13 protein-coding genes are annotated in these 15,943 nt (G+C 69.9%); 2 read left to right on the forward strand and 11 right to left on the reverse strand.

Annotated elements, in window-relative coordinates; translation table 11 throughout:
* Positions 1-4: 4 nt before the first annotated feature.
* From E3N86_RS11685 to manA, 9 genes are all read right to left on the reverse strand, one after another.
* Positions 5-1,069 (reverse strand): NAD(P)-dependent oxidoreductase, encoded by a 1,065-nt coding sequence (locus E3N86_RS11685; protein WP_134415572.1) that lies wholly within the window; start codon positions 1,067-1,069, stop codon positions 5-7.
* Positions 1,066-2,034: an MTAP family purine nucleoside phosphorylase gene (locus E3N86_RS11690; RefSeq protein WP_134511990.1), complete on the reverse strand. Its 969-nt coding sequence runs from the start codon at positions 2,032-2,034 to the stop codon at positions 1,066-1,068. Before E3N86_RS11690 ends, E3N86_RS11685 begins: the two co-directional genes overlap by 4 nt.
* Before the next feature lie 25 nt (positions 2,035-2,059).
* Complete coding sequence (locus tag E3N86_RS11695) at positions 2,060-3,517, reverse strand: DUF5719 family protein (protein WP_134342640.1); 1,458 nt, start codon at positions 3,515-3,517, stop codon at positions 2,060-2,062.
* Positions 3,507-6,620, reverse strand: a complete 3,114-nt coding sequence (locus tag E3N86_RS11700) for a glycosyltransferase (RefSeq protein WP_134511991.1) — start codon at positions 6,618-6,620, stop codon at positions 3,507-3,509. Before E3N86_RS11700 ends, E3N86_RS11695 begins: the two co-directional genes overlap by 11 nt.
* Before the next feature lie 144 nt (positions 6,621-6,764).
* A complete protein-coding gene (locus tag E3N86_RS11705; protein WP_104100299.1) occupies positions 6,765-7,085 on the reverse strand; it encodes a WhiB family transcriptional regulator in 321 nt (106 codons plus the stop codon).
* Positions 7,086-7,243: 158 nt separating this feature from the next.
* Positions 7,244-8,218 (reverse strand): UDP-glucose 4-epimerase GalE, encoded by a 975-nt coding sequence (gene galE / locus E3N86_RS11710; protein WP_134511992.1) that lies wholly within the window; start codon positions 8,216-8,218, stop codon positions 7,244-7,246.
* Positions 8,219-8,531: 313 nt separating this feature from the next.
* A complete protein-coding gene (locus tag E3N86_RS11715) occupies positions 8,532-9,185 on the reverse strand; it encodes a hypothetical protein (RefSeq protein WP_166785081.1) in 654 nt (217 codons plus the stop codon).
* Positions 9,140-9,487 carry a hypothetical protein gene (locus E3N86_RS11720; RefSeq protein ID WP_134511994.1) on the reverse strand — a complete coding sequence of 116 codons (348 nt, stop codon included), beginning with the start codon at positions 9,485-9,487 and terminating at the stop codon, positions 9,140-9,142. The genes E3N86_RS11715 and E3N86_RS11720 overlap by 46 nt, the downstream gene beginning before the upstream one ends.
* Positions 9,488-9,743: 256 nt before the next feature.
* Positions 9,744-11,090, reverse strand: coding sequence for a mannose-6-phosphate isomerase, class I (gene manA, locus E3N86_RS11725; protein WP_134511995.1), 1,347 nt, complete (start codon positions 11,088-11,090; stop codon positions 9,744-9,746).
* Between the two features lie 133 nt (positions 11,091-11,223).
* On the opposite strand from manA, the gene E3N86_RS11730 reads away from it, so the two are divergent.
* On the forward strand, positions 11,224-12,402 hold the full coding sequence (locus E3N86_RS11730; RefSeq protein WP_134372213.1) for an acyl-CoA dehydrogenase family protein: 1,179 nt from the start codon (positions 11,224-11,226) through the stop codon (positions 12,400-12,402).
* A 164-nt stretch (positions 12,403-12,566) separates the two neighbouring features.
* Here the strand turns inward: E3N86_RS11730 and E3N86_RS11735 are convergent, their stop codons facing one another.
* Positions 12,567-12,872 (reverse strand): metal-sensitive transcriptional regulator, encoded by a 306-nt coding sequence (locus tag E3N86_RS11735; RefSeq protein WP_104100304.1) that lies wholly within the window; start codon positions 12,870-12,872, stop codon positions 12,567-12,569.
* Complete coding sequence (locus E3N86_RS11740) at positions 12,869-14,545, reverse strand: FAD-dependent oxidoreductase (protein WP_134511996.1); 1,677 nt, start codon at positions 14,543-14,545, stop codon at positions 12,869-12,871. Before E3N86_RS11740 ends, E3N86_RS11735 begins: the two co-directional genes overlap by 4 nt.
* Positions 14,546-14,625: 80 nt before the next feature.
* On the opposite strand from E3N86_RS11740, the gene E3N86_RS11745 reads away from it, so the two are divergent.
* The gene (locus E3N86_RS11745) at positions 14,626-15,930 is read left to right on the forward strand and encodes an O-antigen ligase (RefSeq protein ID WP_134511997.1); all 1,305 of its coding nucleotides are present in this window, start codon (positions 14,626-14,628) and stop codon (positions 15,928-15,930) included.
* The last annotated feature ends 13 nt before the right edge of the window (positions 15,931-15,943 follow it).

Genomic DNA, 15,943 nt, shown 5'->3' on the forward strand with positions numbered 1-15,943 from the left:
GGGGCTACCGGGTGACGGCGGCGCGCAGGGGCGCGTTCGCGAAAGCGCGCATGCCCTCCTCGAATGAAATGCTGGGAGCCCAGTCCAGCTCGCGGCGGAGTCGCCCCGAGGAGGCAGTGATGTGGCGCACATCGCCGAGCCGGAATTGCCCGGTGACGACGGGGGTCGGTCCGTCGGTGGCCACGCTGAGGGCCGCGGCCATCTCGCCGATGGTGTGCACGACGCCGCTGCCCACGTTGAAGGGGCGGAAAGTGGACGGCTCGATGCCGGCGGTCCAGTCGAGCGCGGCGAGGTTGGCCGAGGCGACGTCGGCGACGTGCACGAAGTCGCGACGCTGGCCGCCGTCTTCGTAGACCCGTGGGGCCTCGCCGCGTTCCAGCGCCGAGCGGAACAACGACGCGACACCCGCGTAGGGCGTGTTCTGCGGCATCCCCGGCCCGTAGACGTTGTGGTAACGGAGCGCCGCGGCCCGGCCTCCGGTGGCGCGGGCCCATGCCGACGCGAGGTATTCCTGACCCAGCTTGGTGCTCGCGTAGACGTTGCGCGGGTCGAGCGGGTCGTCCTCGGAGATGAGCAGTGGCTCGAGGGCCTCACCGGTGGCCTCATCGACGGGGTCGAACACGCCTCGCAGCAGATCGGCCTCGCGGCGCGGTCCCGGACGCGTGAAACCCTCCGAGCCGCGGTAGCTTCCCTCCCCGTAGACCACCATCGAGGAGGCCAGCACGAACCGGTTGATCCCGGCCTCGGTCATCGCCGCGAGCAGAACGGCCGTGCCGACCTCGTTGCTGTGCACATAGTCGGGGGCGTCGGCGAAGTCCACGCCGAGGCCGACCTTCGCGGCCTGGTGACAGACGGCATCCGTGTCGCGGAGAGCGAGCGCGACGACGGATGCGTCGGTCACGTCGCCGACGATCACGTCAACACCGTTCGGCAGCACCGGGAGTCCACCGTGCACGTCACTGCGGAGGGAATCGAGCACCCGTACCTGCCAGCCGCGGGCGAGCGCGTCCCGGACGATCGCGCCGCCGATGAAACCGGCCCCACCCGTGACGAGCAGGCGCCGGGTCACGCGTCGGCTCCGGCCGGCGCGGCAGGGGCAGGTGCAGGTGCAGGTGCAGGTGCAGGACGACGATCGAGCACGACGCCGACCTGCTCGGGGGCGATCAGCTCGCGAGGGGAGAAATTCTCGGGCAGGGCACGCAGGATGCCGTCGATCGCGGCCAGGATCCGCGGCTGGGCGGCCCGGAGACGCGTGAAGACCAGGCTGGCGGAAACGGTATCCGGGTCGGCCTCGACCTCGGCCTGAGGTGTGTCGGTCTGAGCGGTGTCGGTTTGAACGGTGGGCACCGGGGCCAGGCCTGCGTCGGCGTCGGTGACGAAGGAGAGATTGACCGTGCCCATGTTGAGTTCGGCGGCCAGGACGACCTCCGGGTACTGCGTCATGTTGACGGTGTGCGCGCCCGCGGCGCGGAACCAGAGCGATTCCGCCCGGGTGGAGAACCGCGGGCCCTGAATCACGACGCAGGTGCCGGTGGGTGCGAAGTTCTCCTCCAGCGTCGCGAGCGCGCCGATCGCGAGGCGGCGCAACTCCGGATCGAACGGGTCGGCCGCGGCCAGGTGCGCGACCGTGCCCTGGTCGTAGAAGGTGTCGGCACGGCCCGAGGTGCGGTCGATGAACTGGTCGGTCACCACCAGCATCCCCGGCGGGTATGCGGGGCTGACGCCGCCGACGGCCGACGAGGAGATGATGGCCTTCACGCCCAGCGACGCGAGCGCCCAGATGTTGGCCCGATAGTTGATCAGGTGCGGCGCCACCGAATGGTCGCCGCCGTGCCGGGCCAGGAAGGCGACCCGCCGGCCGGCCCGCAATCCGATGGAGATCGACGCCGAGGGAGGGCCATAGGGCGTGATGATGTCGACGGATGTCTCGGTGCCGGCGTCGAAGAGCCGGTACAGTCCGGACCCGCCGATGACGGCGACGCCCACGTCGGCGGTGCTGGTGGTGCTAGTGGTGGTGCTGGTGGTCTCGATCACGGGATCTCCAGAGGTTGGAAGACGGTTAGCGGGGGTAGACCCGGATCGGGGCCGCCAGCGGCCCGGCCTGGCTCAGCGGGAATGCCGCGAGCAGCCCGTCGCCCGCGTAGGCCACCGAAGCCACGGTCGAGGTGCCGCCGGACACGAGGTAGCGCTGCGACTGCTCCAACGGCATCGTGGCCGAGCCGCCGGCCGGCACCGCCACTGTGCTGGATGTGCCATTGTCGGGGGTGGCCGTGTAGGTGGCGTCGACGGTGCCCATGTTGACCAGGTTGAGTTGCGGGGACGGGCCGTCGGCGGCGGCCACCAGGAACTCGTCGGCGAGGGCGTCGGACGACGCGAACCAGGCGAAGTCGCGGCCTGCGGAACCCGCCGCGGAACTCTGCGCCGCGGCCACGATCGGCTCGCTGGCGGTCAGTTCCAGCGAGTAGGTACCGGGAACGAGCCCGGTCAGGGGCACCTCGGTGGCAACCCCCGGCTGGATGTCGACCTGGACCGAGGCCCCGGCCGCCTGGCCGGTCGCACCGGTCACACCGACCTGGACCGTCGCCGCCACCGTTCCGGGAACAAGCACCCGCACCGAGGTGACGTCGTCACTAAGGCCGCCGACCTCGTCGGGGGCATCCGATCCGGCCGCGTTGGAGACGATCACGCCGGCGATCGCCAGGGCTTCGGCGGGGCCGTTTGAGGGACCGAGGAGGTCGACGCCGCCGGGTTCCAGCCCGCGCACGATGCTCTGCTGCAGCGTGGCCGCCACCTGGCCGCCCTTGGATTGCACGTGCAGCACGGGTGAGCGGAGGTTGGGGGCCAGTCCGGCGAGGGAAACGACCCGCTGGGTGCCCGGCTGCACGAGGATTCCGGTGGAGCCGGGGGCATCCACCTGACCGGTCTCGCCGAACACGGCCAGGTCGACGGTGGCCACGACCGTGGTGGGGTTGCTGAGCAGCACGAGGCTGGTGCGGCCGATGTCGGTGGAACCACCGACGAGCCAGCTATCACCGGCCGCCTCCCCGCAGCCCGCGACGGCCAGGCCACCGAGCGATTCGCCGCCCGCGATCTGGGACTGGCTACCCGTGACCAGCGGTGCCGCCCCCGACCCGGGCGGGGTCGGAACGCGCAGCAACTGCGGTGCGCCGAACGATTCGGGGTTCGCGTTGTCCGGGGCCGCGATGGCTGTAACCTCCGGTTCGATCCACCCCGGCTCGCCCGACGCCGCATGGGCGCCGAAAACGGCTGCAGCGCTTCCGACGGAACTGGCTGCCTGTGCCTGGCTGGAATCCTCGGCCAGCACGAGGAGCGGCCCCGGGCAGACTCGTTGCTGCTCGCTCGGAGTCGGCGACACGATGATGGACGACGGCCCCTTCTCAACCGTGGGCCAGGTGACGAGGGTTGCCGCGCCGACGGATGCGACGACGACGCCGAGACCGACCAATCCGGCCACCGCCCGCGCCCCGAGCAGGGCGATTCCGCGTTTACTGGGCATGGTCGTGCTCCTCCGAACGGGCGCCGATTTCCGTGTCAGGTCCGGAATCGGGTCCGGTACCGGAACCGACGTCCGGTGACGTTCCGGGGACGGCTTCAGTCGACGTGACCGGTGCGGCTGTGTCGAAGGCGCCCGCCGCCGCGGGCGTCACGGCGCGCTCGGTGGAGGGCCGGAAGCCGGGCGCGGGCTTCCTTCGGGCCGCCGCCTTGGCGATACGCTTGTTCTCCCTGGTGCGGGCCTTCGCCGTGTTGCGGATGGCGTCCCGGCTGGCCTGACGCACCGCCTCCGGCCCCGCGCCGGTGGGGATCGACAGGAGCACGGTGGCCCCGACCACAAGCACGGCGATGACGAGGAACACCAGACCGAGGGTGCCGCCGGCGTTGGCCGGGATGGCGCCGTTGGCCGCGGTGGGGACCGGGGCATCCGTCACCTCGTACTGCCAGAGCCGGCCGAAGACCGTGTCTCCCACCGGCGCCAGGGCGGCGTTGCCGTCGAGGGCGGTCGTGGTGCGGCCGGCGGTCTCTTCTGCCGCGGGGGTGACCGGCGCCGTGTTTCCGGGACCGGCCGGTGCGACGGCGGCCGGTCGAAGCAGCACGAAACGGATGCCGAAGTCGGCCAGGCCGGCCGCGGCGTCGAGCCCGCTGCGCGAGGCGAGGTTTCCGGCCAAAGTGGCCAGCTCCTCCTCCCGCGGGCTGAGGGTCACGTCGGTGCTGCTGAGGGTGGACTGGGTGTTCAGGGTGGCGCCGGGACCGCGCACGATGGTCGCGAGGATGCCCCCGTCGGGTTGCGGCACGATCTGCAGGGTGCCGACCCGGGCATCCGTCTGCGCCTCGGCGCTGACGAACGCGGGCTGGGTGCGGTCGATGCCCTCGGCCACGACACTGGTGCCGAGGGGCAGGGCTGCGACCAGCGGCGCCACCACGATCACGAGCAGGGCGACCACGGTGACCGCCGGGGCGATGGCGAAGCGGCGCAGGCCGCGCAGGGCGAAGACGACCGCGCCGACCAGTCCGAGCCAGTACAGGCTGAGCCCGGCGCCGGCCCAGATGCCGACCGGCTGGCCGCCGACCGAGGAAAGGGAGAGCTGGCTGGCGGCGATGGCCGTGCCCGCACCGAGCAGGGCGGTCAGCAGCGCGAAGCTCGCGCCGCGGGCCCCAGGCAGGAAGAGGGCAAGGGCGCCGAGTACGGCCAGCGGGATCAGGAGCACCGGCACGAGCACGGACGCGTCGACACCGGGCAGCCCGAGCGTCTCGAGCAGCGGGGTCCACCCGCCGAGCTCACCGGACGGGAAGCCGAGCAACAGCTGCCACACCGAGACGTCGGGGGCGGGCAGAGGCAGGCCCGGGTCCGCCAGCAGGGCCAGCCAGTTGCCGCGCAGTCCCTGATTCCAGATCAGAGGTGCCGCGAGGGCGAGCGCCGCCAGAGGGATGCCGATGAACCGCATACCGCTGCGCCCACTGAGCAGCATGGCGATCAGCCAGACCACCAGGAGCGCGGGCGCGAGCGACGGCGCCGCAGCCACGATGGCGGCGAACAGCAGGGCCGCGGAGCCGGACGCCGACCACGAGCGGGCGGCCATGAACCCGGCGAAGAACAGCCACGGCAGCAGCAGGTGCACGAGGATCGCAGCCGGACGCCCGGCAGCGAGGGCGCTGAGGAAGGTGGGCGACAGCATCCAGAGCACGGCGGCGATGGCGCGAATGGACGCGCGCTCGGAGAGGCGGGTCGCGGCAAGCCAGGCGCCGAGGGCGGCCAGCGGCAGGGCAAGGAAGTGGAGCAGGACGAGCGAGAAGGACGGCGCCCAGAAGGTGAGCGAGCCCAGCACCGCCAGCACCGTGGCGAATGGGTCGGCGCCGCCGACAAAGCCCAGGCCGATGTCGCGCCAGCCGTAGCCGATGCTCCCCCAGAGTTCGGCGGGGGTGTCCGACAGTGGCAGCAGCCCGCCACCGGTGAGGGTGCGGGCGCCGATCAGAGGGCCCAGGACGATGAGGCCGGCCACCAGGGCGGCCAACACGGTCCACGCGCCGCCACCGGAGATGAAGCGGATTTCGGGCACCTCGCCGTTCACGCTGGTGAGGCTGGCCTCACGGCGGAGCGCCTGGCGGCGGCGCACCTCGACGGTGGGCACGCGCAGCGAGGTGATCGACGCCCAGCCCAGGGTGCGGGTGGCACCGAAGCGGCGCCGGGCAGCACTCACCCGCAGACCGCTGAAAGCCGCGGCGAACGCGGCGGAGTACTCACCCAGAATCGCCCCGGGTTCCTTCTGCAGCAACTGCCCGAACGAGCGCAGCACCGCGAGGGGAACCAGGGCCAGCCAGTGCAGAGGGATCATCCAGCGCGGGGAGTAGACAAGCCGGCGATGCAGCTGCGCGGCGCGCATGGCACGGAGGCGCTTGCGGCGCGCGCGGCCGCGGGAGGAGCCGCTGGTGCCGGCAACGCCGTCTCCGGCTGAGGCCACCTGAGCCGCGGCGACGCCGGAGACGCGGTAACCGGCCATCCGCACGCGCACACAGAAATCGAGGGAGTCGTCCGCGGACGGCAGGGCCGGGTCGAAGCCGCCGAGCTGCTGCCAGACGAGGTGGCGCACCAGCATGCCGCCGGCGCTCACACCGAGCACGTCGCCCATTCCATCGTGCTGGCCCTGGTCGAGTTCGCTCTCCACCAGGGTGACGGTCGCACCGCCGGGCGTCAGGGACTGCCCGAATTCGTGGATGTAGTCGCCGGCGTCCCAGTCCATGACCTTGGGACCGGCCACGGCAACGGATGGCGCAATCTCCAGTTCGCCGAGCAGGGCCGTCAGGGCGTCGGGTTCCGGCGCACTGTCCTGGGCGAGGAGCCACAGCATTTCGCTATCGGACTCGGCGGGCGCGATGACCCTCCCGGCCGTGACGATGGCCTCGCCGAAGCTGAGTCCGGCATCCGCTGAGATGAAGTGAGTCGGTGCGTAGGCAGCCAGAAGCGCGGCCGTAGTGTCGGTCGATCCGCAGTCGACCGTGATCACGACGTCGGGTTGACGTGTCTGGCGACTCAGCGCCTCGAGAGTGCGGTCGAGGTGCTTGGCGCCGTTACGGGCAACGAGGATGGCGGTGACTCTGGCATGCATATGGAGAACAGCCTAGATTGGTTCGGGCCCGATGAGGAGCAATGGGAGGGGCGAGCCTGAAAAACACTGCTTCGCCTCCGGTGCCGCAGCCGGCGTCGGGTCCGGATTCGCATGCCGTGGGTCGTTTTACGGCCCGTCTGAGGCCTAGCTGGCCCGCTTGCGCAGTTTGCGCCGTTCCCGCTCGGAAAGGCCGCCCCAGATTCCGAACCGCTCGTCGTTGGCGAGCGCGTACTGCAGGCACTGGGTTTTCACCTCGCACGAGGAGCAGATCTTCTTGGCATCGCGGGTCGACCCTCCCTTTTCGGGGAAGAACGCCTCCGGATCGGTCTGCGCGCAGAGCGAGTCCGATTGCCACGACAGAAGATCGCCGTCGCCCGCTTCCTTGCGAACCCCGGGAACACCCAGACGAACCGGGTCAATGAACCAGTCCTCCGGTACCCCGGCACGAGACTCTGATAGCGCCATATCGTCATCCACCCCACTGCAAAATGTGCCCAAAATTACGCGTCAGCCCTAATTACAGCCGTGTAATTCCTTGCCGTCAAGTCGCTGATACTAAACCGTCAATATTTGTTGGAGGGTTTCGACTCGCCCAAGAGCGAAAATCGGTGAGATTTGATTGGTCACAACGCTGAGACGGATGCCGCCTGCCGCGATTCCCAGGCGCTTTGCACCATCTCCTCCAGGCTGTGGCGCATGGCCCAGTCCAGATCGCGGGCCGCGAGTTCGCCGGAGGCGACGATCCGGTCGGGGTCGCCCGCTCGGCGCGGACCGATCACGGGCGCGAAGTCGATGCCGGTGACGGCCGCCACGGTGGACATGATCTGCCCCACCGACACTCCGTCGCCGCTGCCGAGGTTGTAGACGGGCAGCACCGGCTCGCCGGCCTCCAGGTGCCGGGCCGCGGCCACGTGCGAGAGGGCCAGGTCTGCCACGTGGATGTAGTCCCGCACGCACGTTCCGTCGGCGGTGGCGTAGTCGTCGCCGTTGACGCTCGGGATGCGGCCCTCCATCAGCGCGTCGAAGACGAGGGGGAAGAGGTTGTGCGGGCTGGTGTCGCGCAGGTCGAGCGCTCCGGACCCGACCACGTTGAAGTAGCGCAGCGCCGTGTAGCGCAGTCCGGCGGCGACGGCCTGATCGCGCAGCAACCATTCGCCGATCAGTTTGGACTCACCGTAGGGAGATTCGGGGTTCTTCGGGGTTTCCTCGGTGACCAGGTCGGTGTGCGGGGTGCCGTAGACGGCCGCGCTCGAGGAGAACACCATCCGTTTGACCTCGCACTCCTGCATGACCGCCAGCAGGGTGGCCATGGCCGTGACGTTCTGCTCGTAGGTGTGCAGCGGGCGCTGCACCGAGACCCCGGCGTACTTGTAGCCCGCGACGTGCACGACGCCGGTCACGGTGTGCTCGGCGAAGGTGCGCATCAGCAGCTCGCGGTCGAGGAGGGTGCCGCGCACAAACGGCACGTCGGCAGGCACGAATTCAGCGTGCCCGCTGGAGAGGTCGTCGATGACGACCACCTCGATGCCCTCTTTCAGGAAAGCACGAACGATGTGGGAACCGATGTATCCGGCACCTCCGGTGACAAGCCACGCCATCTGAACCTCGCAAGATCTGACGGCAATCAAGCACTGCCGCTCTGCAAGCCTAGCCTCGGTGGCGGGGCTGTAGCTGGTCGATCAGCGCGGCAGGTCGTCGGGGCGGGTCGCCCGGACGCCCGGCGCAGCCTGCCGCTGCCCGGCGCGAGTTCCCGGAGGGTGGCGGACGCGGGGGCGGGCAGGGTCGGGCAACGGATGGGGCCGTGATCGCGACGCGCGCGGGTGCGCCAGGCGGCTCGACCGCGAGCTGGGCGGGTGCTCGCCGCGGCGCAGGGGCGACACCTGATGCGGGGGCCGGGAACCGACCCGGGCCCTAGCCAAGACGGTGGCGCGCACGCAGCATCCGCTCGTGGAACAACGGAAACGCTGCCGACGGCTCGCGCAGGTAGTCGTACTCCAGCGCCGTGACCATCGCCCGCACACACAACCCCCACTGTTTGCGAAGGAGCGCGTAGCTGAACCTCAGGGTGCGCCCGTTCTGGCTTGCAACCAGCAGATCGCGTTCCCGGTCGACCTCGAAGGCGATCGGATCGTCATGCCAGTCCTTCCCATCGATCTCGACGAAGGTCGACGGCCCGATCTGGCCATCGAGATGCCCGACCCCGCTGACGAACGGTTGCGGAACGAAGGGGATGCCCGCGGCCAGGGCCTTGAGTCGGAATTCCGTTTCCCCACCCGCGGCGGCGCGTCCGTCGACCTCGTCGCGCCAGGACTGAACCCGCAGCGGCGCGCGGGCGAAGATCCAGCCCAGGTCGTCGCGGATAATCCCGACGCCGTTTTCCTGGGCGCTGTGCAACGCGGCATCCAGACACACGATTGCGGTGACCCGGTCGTGGTTGTGCAGAATGCGCACCAGGGCCTCGTGCACGCTGGTACGCCACACGCAGTCGCCCCGTCCGTCGATCGCGTCGTCGCTCCACGTCACGCGACACCGCACACCGTCGAGCACATCCAGCCGTGCGCGCATGTCCGTCGGGCGCCGCAACCCGCGCGCGGCGCTGGGGACGCTGAGTGGAGCCTGCCGGTGGTTGGGGTCCAGATCCCGTAGGACTTCAGGCAGCTCAATCCGGCCAGCCGGCCTCCGATCCGGAACGCCTCGACGGCCGACGGCGGCGCCGACGGAACCGAGTACCAGCCCTTGCGCACCCACACGACCGTTCCCCGGTTGACCTCGCCGCGGAGGTGCCCATCGCTCCAGCCTCGGGCGCGGAGTGCGGCGCGTTTGACGAAGAGTCCGTGGTCGAGGGTGTCCCTGGTGAGTGAGCGCATGGCCCGCAGCCTCGCAGCGGAGTCGAACCCGCGCCGCGGCATCCGTCACCTTGGGGATAACGCGCCGCCCCCACCGGGTGGGGGGCACCGTTTCCCGCCCGGACGCTCCCGATCAGACCGCCCCAGCACCCCCGCGCTGCTGCGCGGAAGGGCGACCGCGAACGAATTCGACGGAGATTTTGCTCCGAACAGCGCACAAACCGGCAAATAGCTGGTTCGAGCGCAAAATCTCCGTCGAATTGGTGGGGAGCCAGGGCTAGGGGGTCGTGGCCAGGAAGACCTCGCCGACGCCGGCGAACGTGAGCGTGCCTTCGTCGGGCGTGATGTAGACGGACTCGCCGCGCTTGAGGGCGACAGATGCCCCCGCACCGGCCACCAGGAATCCCCCGGCCGTGCAGATGGCGATCGCGGGCCCCGTCAGCGTGAACTGCCGCATCGGCACTCCCGCGCGAGAAGCCGCAGCCGCACGAGCACCCGCATCAGCACCAGCACCCCCAGGAGAAGCCGCAGCCGCAGGCGCGCCCGCACCCCCGGCTTCCGCCGCGATGTGCACGAGCACGAAGTCGTCCACGTCGGGTCGGTACTCCGAGACGCCCGGAGACGACAGCACGGGCGGAAGGTACGGCACGGGCAGCGGCGTGAATTCGAGCACCTCGAGCAGTTCGTCGACGTCGATGTGCTTGGGGCTCAGCCCGCCGCGCAGCACGTTGTCCGAGGCGGCCATCAGCTCCACACCGAGGCCGGACAGGTAGGCGTGGATGTTCCCGGCAGGCAGGTAGAGCACCTCGCCTCGGCGCAGCGACACCCGGTTCGTCAGCAGCGAGATCACGATGCCGGGATCCCCCGGGTAGGCACGGGCCAGGTCCCGCACGGTGGCGAGTTCGAGCGGGTAGTCGAGGATCGCGCCGCTCTCGGCCAGGTCGGCCGCGCTGACGGCGAGGGCAACCACCCGCTCGACCAGCCAGGCCACCTCGCCGGAATCGCCGCCGCGGCCGTCGCGCAACAACCAGTCGACGCAGTCGCGCAGAGCGTCGTCGCCGAGCAGGTGCCGCTCGAGCGCATCGAGCGCGCCGGGCTGCGGGTCGTCCGAGGCCACGTCGAGGGCGCGCAGCTCGCCCAGGATGCCGCGGATCTCAACCAGCTCGCGGAACCCACAGAGGGCCTCGAAGGTGTCGCTCAGGGCGAAAATCACCTCGGGCTTATGGAACGGGTCGCGGTAGTTGCGGTCCGCCGCATCCTGCGGAATACCGGCCGCGTTCTCCAGGCCGAAGCCGATCCGTGCCCGCTCCGCGGTCGGGTGCGCCTGCAGCGAGAGCGGTCCCGCGGCGGCGAGGATCTTCAGGAGATACGGCAACCGCGGAGCAGCGGGCGCGGCGAGCGCGGCGCCGAGGGCCTCCTCCGGGGCTGCGTGGATCCAGTCCAGGAGGGTGTGGTGGCCGCCGACCTGCTCGGGGTCGGTGATGACGCTCGGCGATCCCGGGTGTGCGCCCAGCCAGAGTTCGGCCTCAGCTGTGCCCGACGGATCGTAGCCGAGCAGACCCGCGATGGCGGTGGTCGAACCCCAGGCATAGTGCCGCGGCGTATTGGTGATGCCCACAAACATGGCGCTCTCCTGCACTCTTAGGTTTAGACCAAACTACCAACCGCTTGCGGCGTGCCGGTTCCGCGACCGTAGGCTGCGAACATCCGCCGACCGCCGCACGCCGGCCGTCGCCACCTTTGCAATGGAGCACCTGATGACCTTCGAGCTACTTCCCAGCGACTTCTACGGCTACGAGAATCTGCTGACCGATCAGGAGAAGACCGCGCTCGCCAATCTGCGCGCCTACCTCGAGTCCGACGTTCGGCCCATCGTGAACGGATGCTGGGAGCGCGCCGAGTTCCCGGCCGAGGTCATCCGGCCGCTGGCGGCGCTCGGGGCCTACTCCTTCGGCTGGCCTGAGACCCGGCCCTTCCAGAACTCCGCGGTGTTCCGCGGCTTCGTGGCCCTGGAGACGGCGCGCGTAGACGCGTCCGTCGCCACGTTCGTCGGGGTGCAGAACGGCCTCGCCTGCGGAACCATCTCGGCGACCGGCTCGCCGGAGCAACGCGACGAGTGGCTGCCGCGCCTGGCGAGCGGGGAGCTCGTGGGGGCATTCGGGCTGACCGAGCCGCTCTCCGGCTCGGACGCGGCGCAGGGACTGCGCACGACGGCCACCCGCACCGGCGACACTTGGCTTCTGAACGGCGCCAAGCGCTGGATCGGCAACGCCACCTTCTCCGACATCACCATCATCTGGGCGAAAGACACCGCCGACGGCATGGTCAAGGGCTTCATCGTGACCACCGACACCCCCGGCTACAGCGCCACCCGCATCGAGGGCAAGATCAGCCTGCGCTCGGTGCAGAACGCCGACATCGTGCTCGAGAACGTGGTCGTGCCCGAAAAGAACCGGCTGCAGAACGCGAACTCGTTCAAGGACACCGCCAAGGTTCTGCGCCTGACCCGCGCCGAGGTGGCCTGGGCGGCCGTGGGAACGTCGATCGGCGCCTACGAGGCGGCCGTCGCGTACGCGAAGGAGCGCACGCAGTTCGGCAAGGAGATCGGCGGCCACCAGCTGGTGCAGGACCTGCTGGTGAAGTCGCTGGGCAACATCACCGCAAGCCTGGGCATGGTCGTGCGGGTCTCGCAGATGCTCGACGAGGGCAGCCAGCGCGACGAGCACGCCGCCCTGGCCAAGCTCTTCACGACTGCCCGGATGCGCGAAACGGTCGCCTGGTGCCGCGAACTATTCGGCGGCAACGGCATCGTGCTCTCGTACGACGTGGCGCGCTTCTTCTCCGACGCCGAGGCCGTCTACTCCTATGAGGGCACCCGGGAGATGAACACCCTGATCGTGGGGCGCAGCATCACCGGCCAGGCGGCCTTCGTCTAGGCGAGTCAGGGGCCGCGCCCGCCCTAGCCGCGAGCCCCGAGCCCCGAACGAATTCGACGGAGATTTTGGCCAAACCAGTCCCCAGAACCCCGAAAAAGCGCTTTTACGGGAGAATCTCCGTCGAATTGGTTCAACGCCGAGCGGGCCCGACTCGCGTCGGGAGGCTACGCCAGCGTCAGGAAGAGCTTCTCCAGCTCCTCGACCGTGAGGGAGTTCTCCCCCTGCGGGTTGTCGAGGCACTCGCGCATCGCCGTGGAGACGATGACGAAACCGGCCTTGTCGAGGGCGCTGGACACGGCGGCGAGCTGAGTGACGACATCCTTGCAGCTGCCGCCGGCCTCGACGGCGGTGATGACCGCCGCGAGCTGGCCCTGGGCCCGGCGCAACCGGTTGAGGATCTTCTTCTGGTTCTGTTCCCCAGCGACGTCGGCAGCAGCGACGTCGGCAGCGGTAGCGGTGATTTCGGTCATGCCGGAATCTTTTCAGACTTGGCGGCGATGACGGGCATCAGGCCGAGAGCGGTTTCGCCGGCGATCCAGGTGCGGTAGCCGCCGTCGAGGTTCTGCACGTCCAGCCCGTTCTGGCTCAAAATGCGTGCGGCCGTGTGCCCGCGCTGGCCCACCTGGCAGTGCACGATCACAGGTGCGTCGGGCAGCTCGGCCAGGCGGTCCCGCAGTTCGTCCACCGGAACGTTGATCGCGCCGGGAATGTTCCCGGCGGCGAACTCCGCCGCCGAGCGCACATCCACGAGCACCGCGCCCGCGGCCCGGGCGGCGGCCAGCTCGTGCCACTGCAGCGCACGCGTCGTTCCCGCGGCAAGGTTGTCGGCGACATAGCCGAGCTGGTTGATCGGGTCCTTCGCCGACGCGTACTGCGGCGCGTAAGCCAGCTCGAGGCGGGTGAGAGCGGATGCCGTCAGTCCGCCGGTCATCGCCGTCGCCAAGATGTCGATGCGCTTGTCGACGCCGCTGCCGCCGACGATCTGGGCGCCGAGGATGGCATCCGTCGCCGGGTCGACCAGGAGCTTCATCGACATGCCCTCGGCGCCGGGGTAGTAGGTGGCGTGCGACGCCGGGTGGGTGTGCACGACCCGGTGCGCGCGGCCGCGCTGCACGAGACGCTTCTCGCTCCAGCCGACCATGGCCGCCGTCAGGCCGAAGATGCCGAGGATGGCGGTTCCGAGCACCGGGGAGGCCGACGCGGGCTCGCCGGCGATGCTGTCGGCGGCCGCCCGGCCGTGCCGGTTTGCGAGGCCGGCCATGGTGATCAGGATGCCGCTGTCGTCGACGGCGTCGATCTTCTCGACGCCGTCGCCGACCGCGTAGATCGACGGGTCGTTGGTCTGCTGACTGCCATCGACGGCGATACCGCCGCTCGCGCCGATCGTGATGCCCGCCCGGGCGGCGAGCGAGGTGTCGGGGAGCACGCCGACGGAGTCGATGACGAGGTCGGCCGGAACGACGGATCCGTCGCTGAGCTTGACTCCCGCGTCGGCGGCGGCGACGACGGTCGTGTTCAGGCGTACGTCAACGCCCCGCAAGAGCAGCTCGTCGAAGATCGGCGCGGCCATCTCGGCGTCGAAGGGCCCGAAGACCTGGGAGCCGAACTCGACCAGGGTCACGTGCACGCCGCGGCGAACGAGGTTTTCGACGGCCTCCAAGCCGATGAACCCGGCGCCGATGACGACGGCGGAGGCCTGACCCGTGACGCCGGCCAGCAGAGCGGTGATGTGGTCGACGTCGTCGACCGTGCGCAGGGTGCGAGTGGCGAGGCCGGCCGGGGTGATCCCGGTTCGGGCCGTCGCTCCGGCAGCCAGGATGAGGCGGTCGTACGTCTCGGTGATCTCGGCGCCGGTCTGCGTTTGGCGCACGGAGACCGTCTTCGCCTCCCGGTCGATCGCCGTGACCTCGTGGTCGACGCGCACGTCGAGGCGGAAGCGGGCTTCGAGGGATGCCGGGGTCTGGAGTAGGAGATCGCTGCGGTCCGTGATCACGCCGCCCACGTAGTAGGGAAGTCCGCAGTTTGCGAACGAGACATAGTGGCCGCGTTCAAATACAATGATGTCTGCCGTCTCGTCCAGCCGACGCAACCGCGTCGCCGCCGACATTCCGCCCGCAACTCCACCAACAATGATCGTTTTCATTCGAACCTCCGGGATAAGTATACCCTAGGGGGTATAGAAAATGATCGGTGACCGCCCCGGCACGCTCTAGCCTTAGACACATGCCCGCCGTCCAGAGCCGATTCGTCGTTCGCACCTTCGCGACGCTCGTCTTTTTCTCCGTCCTGGCCGGCCAGTTCTGGCGCAGCCTTTTCGGCTGGTGGGGCTACGGCGCGATCGCGCTGGTCGTCGTCGTGAGCAGCGTCGTCGCCCTCGTCACATTGAACCCGGACTGGATGTGGTCGCGGTTCCCGAAATCGCTCATCGCCTTCCTCGGTCTGGCCACCCTGTCGCTGGCCTGGTCGTTCTACCTCGGCGCCTCCCTGATCGGAGTCACCCTGCAGTGGGCAACCACGCTGGCCGCACTGTTCCTCGCCCTGTGCCTGAGTTGGGCCGAGCTGCTGCGCACGCTCGCCGCCGCACTGCGCTGGATCCTCGCCCTGTCCCTCGCGTTCGAGCTCATCGTCGCCCTGTTCGTGCGGCAGGCCGTGCTCCCCTTCTGGGTCGACTACGGCACCCGCAACGTGCCGGAGTCGTACTACTGGACCCGCGGCATCCTGTTGCAGGGCGGCCCGATCGAGGGCATCGTCGCCAACCGCAACCTGCTCGGATTCGTGGCGCTGATCGCCGTGATCGTCTTCGCCGTGCAGCTCGCCGCTGGCACCGTGAGCCGCAACTGGGGTCTGGCGTGGCTGGGCCTCGGGGTGCTCATGCTGCTGCTGACCCGGTCCGCGACCGTGACGCTTGCCGCCGCCGCCGCCGCCGCAGCGCTGCTCTTCGCCCTCTGGGCCCGCCGCCGACCCCCCGAGGGGCGCCGGCCGGTGTACCTGGTGGCCGGGGCATCCGTGGTCGTCGGCGGTGTCGGCCTGGTGGCCCTCACGCCGCAGCTCCTCGCCCTGCTCGGCAAATCCGCCGACCTCACCGGCCGCCTCGACATCTGGCGCAGCGTGGCCGGACTGGCCGCCGAGCGCCCGGTGTTCGGCTGGGGGTGGGTGAGCTACTGGGCCCCCTGGGTCGAACCCTTCGAGGGTCTCGCCGTGCGCCGCGGCGTCGTCTACCTTCAGGCGCACAACGCTTGGCTCGACGTCTGGCTTCAGCTGGGCGTCCTCGGGCTGATCATCTTCGCCGCCGCCGTTTTCTCCACGCTGTGGCGCTGCTGGTTCCTCGCGGTCGACCGGCCCAGGCGCGCCCTCGCCGACACGGAACCCTACGCGGCCTCCGCCTTGCTCCCGCTGCTGCTCCTGGTAGCCCTGATCGCCCAGAGCCTGGCCGAAAGCCGCATCCTGATCGAGTCCGGCTGGCTGCTGCTGGTCGTGCTCGCCGTGATCACGAAGCGACAGCAGGCAACCAATCAACGGATGCCTTAGGCGGTAGCGTGGG

The organism is Cryobacterium sp. Hz7 (genome assembly GCF_004402815.1).
Lineage (GTDB): Bacteria > Actinomycetota > Actinomycetes > Actinomycetales > Microbacteriaceae > Cryobacterium > Cryobacterium sandaracinum.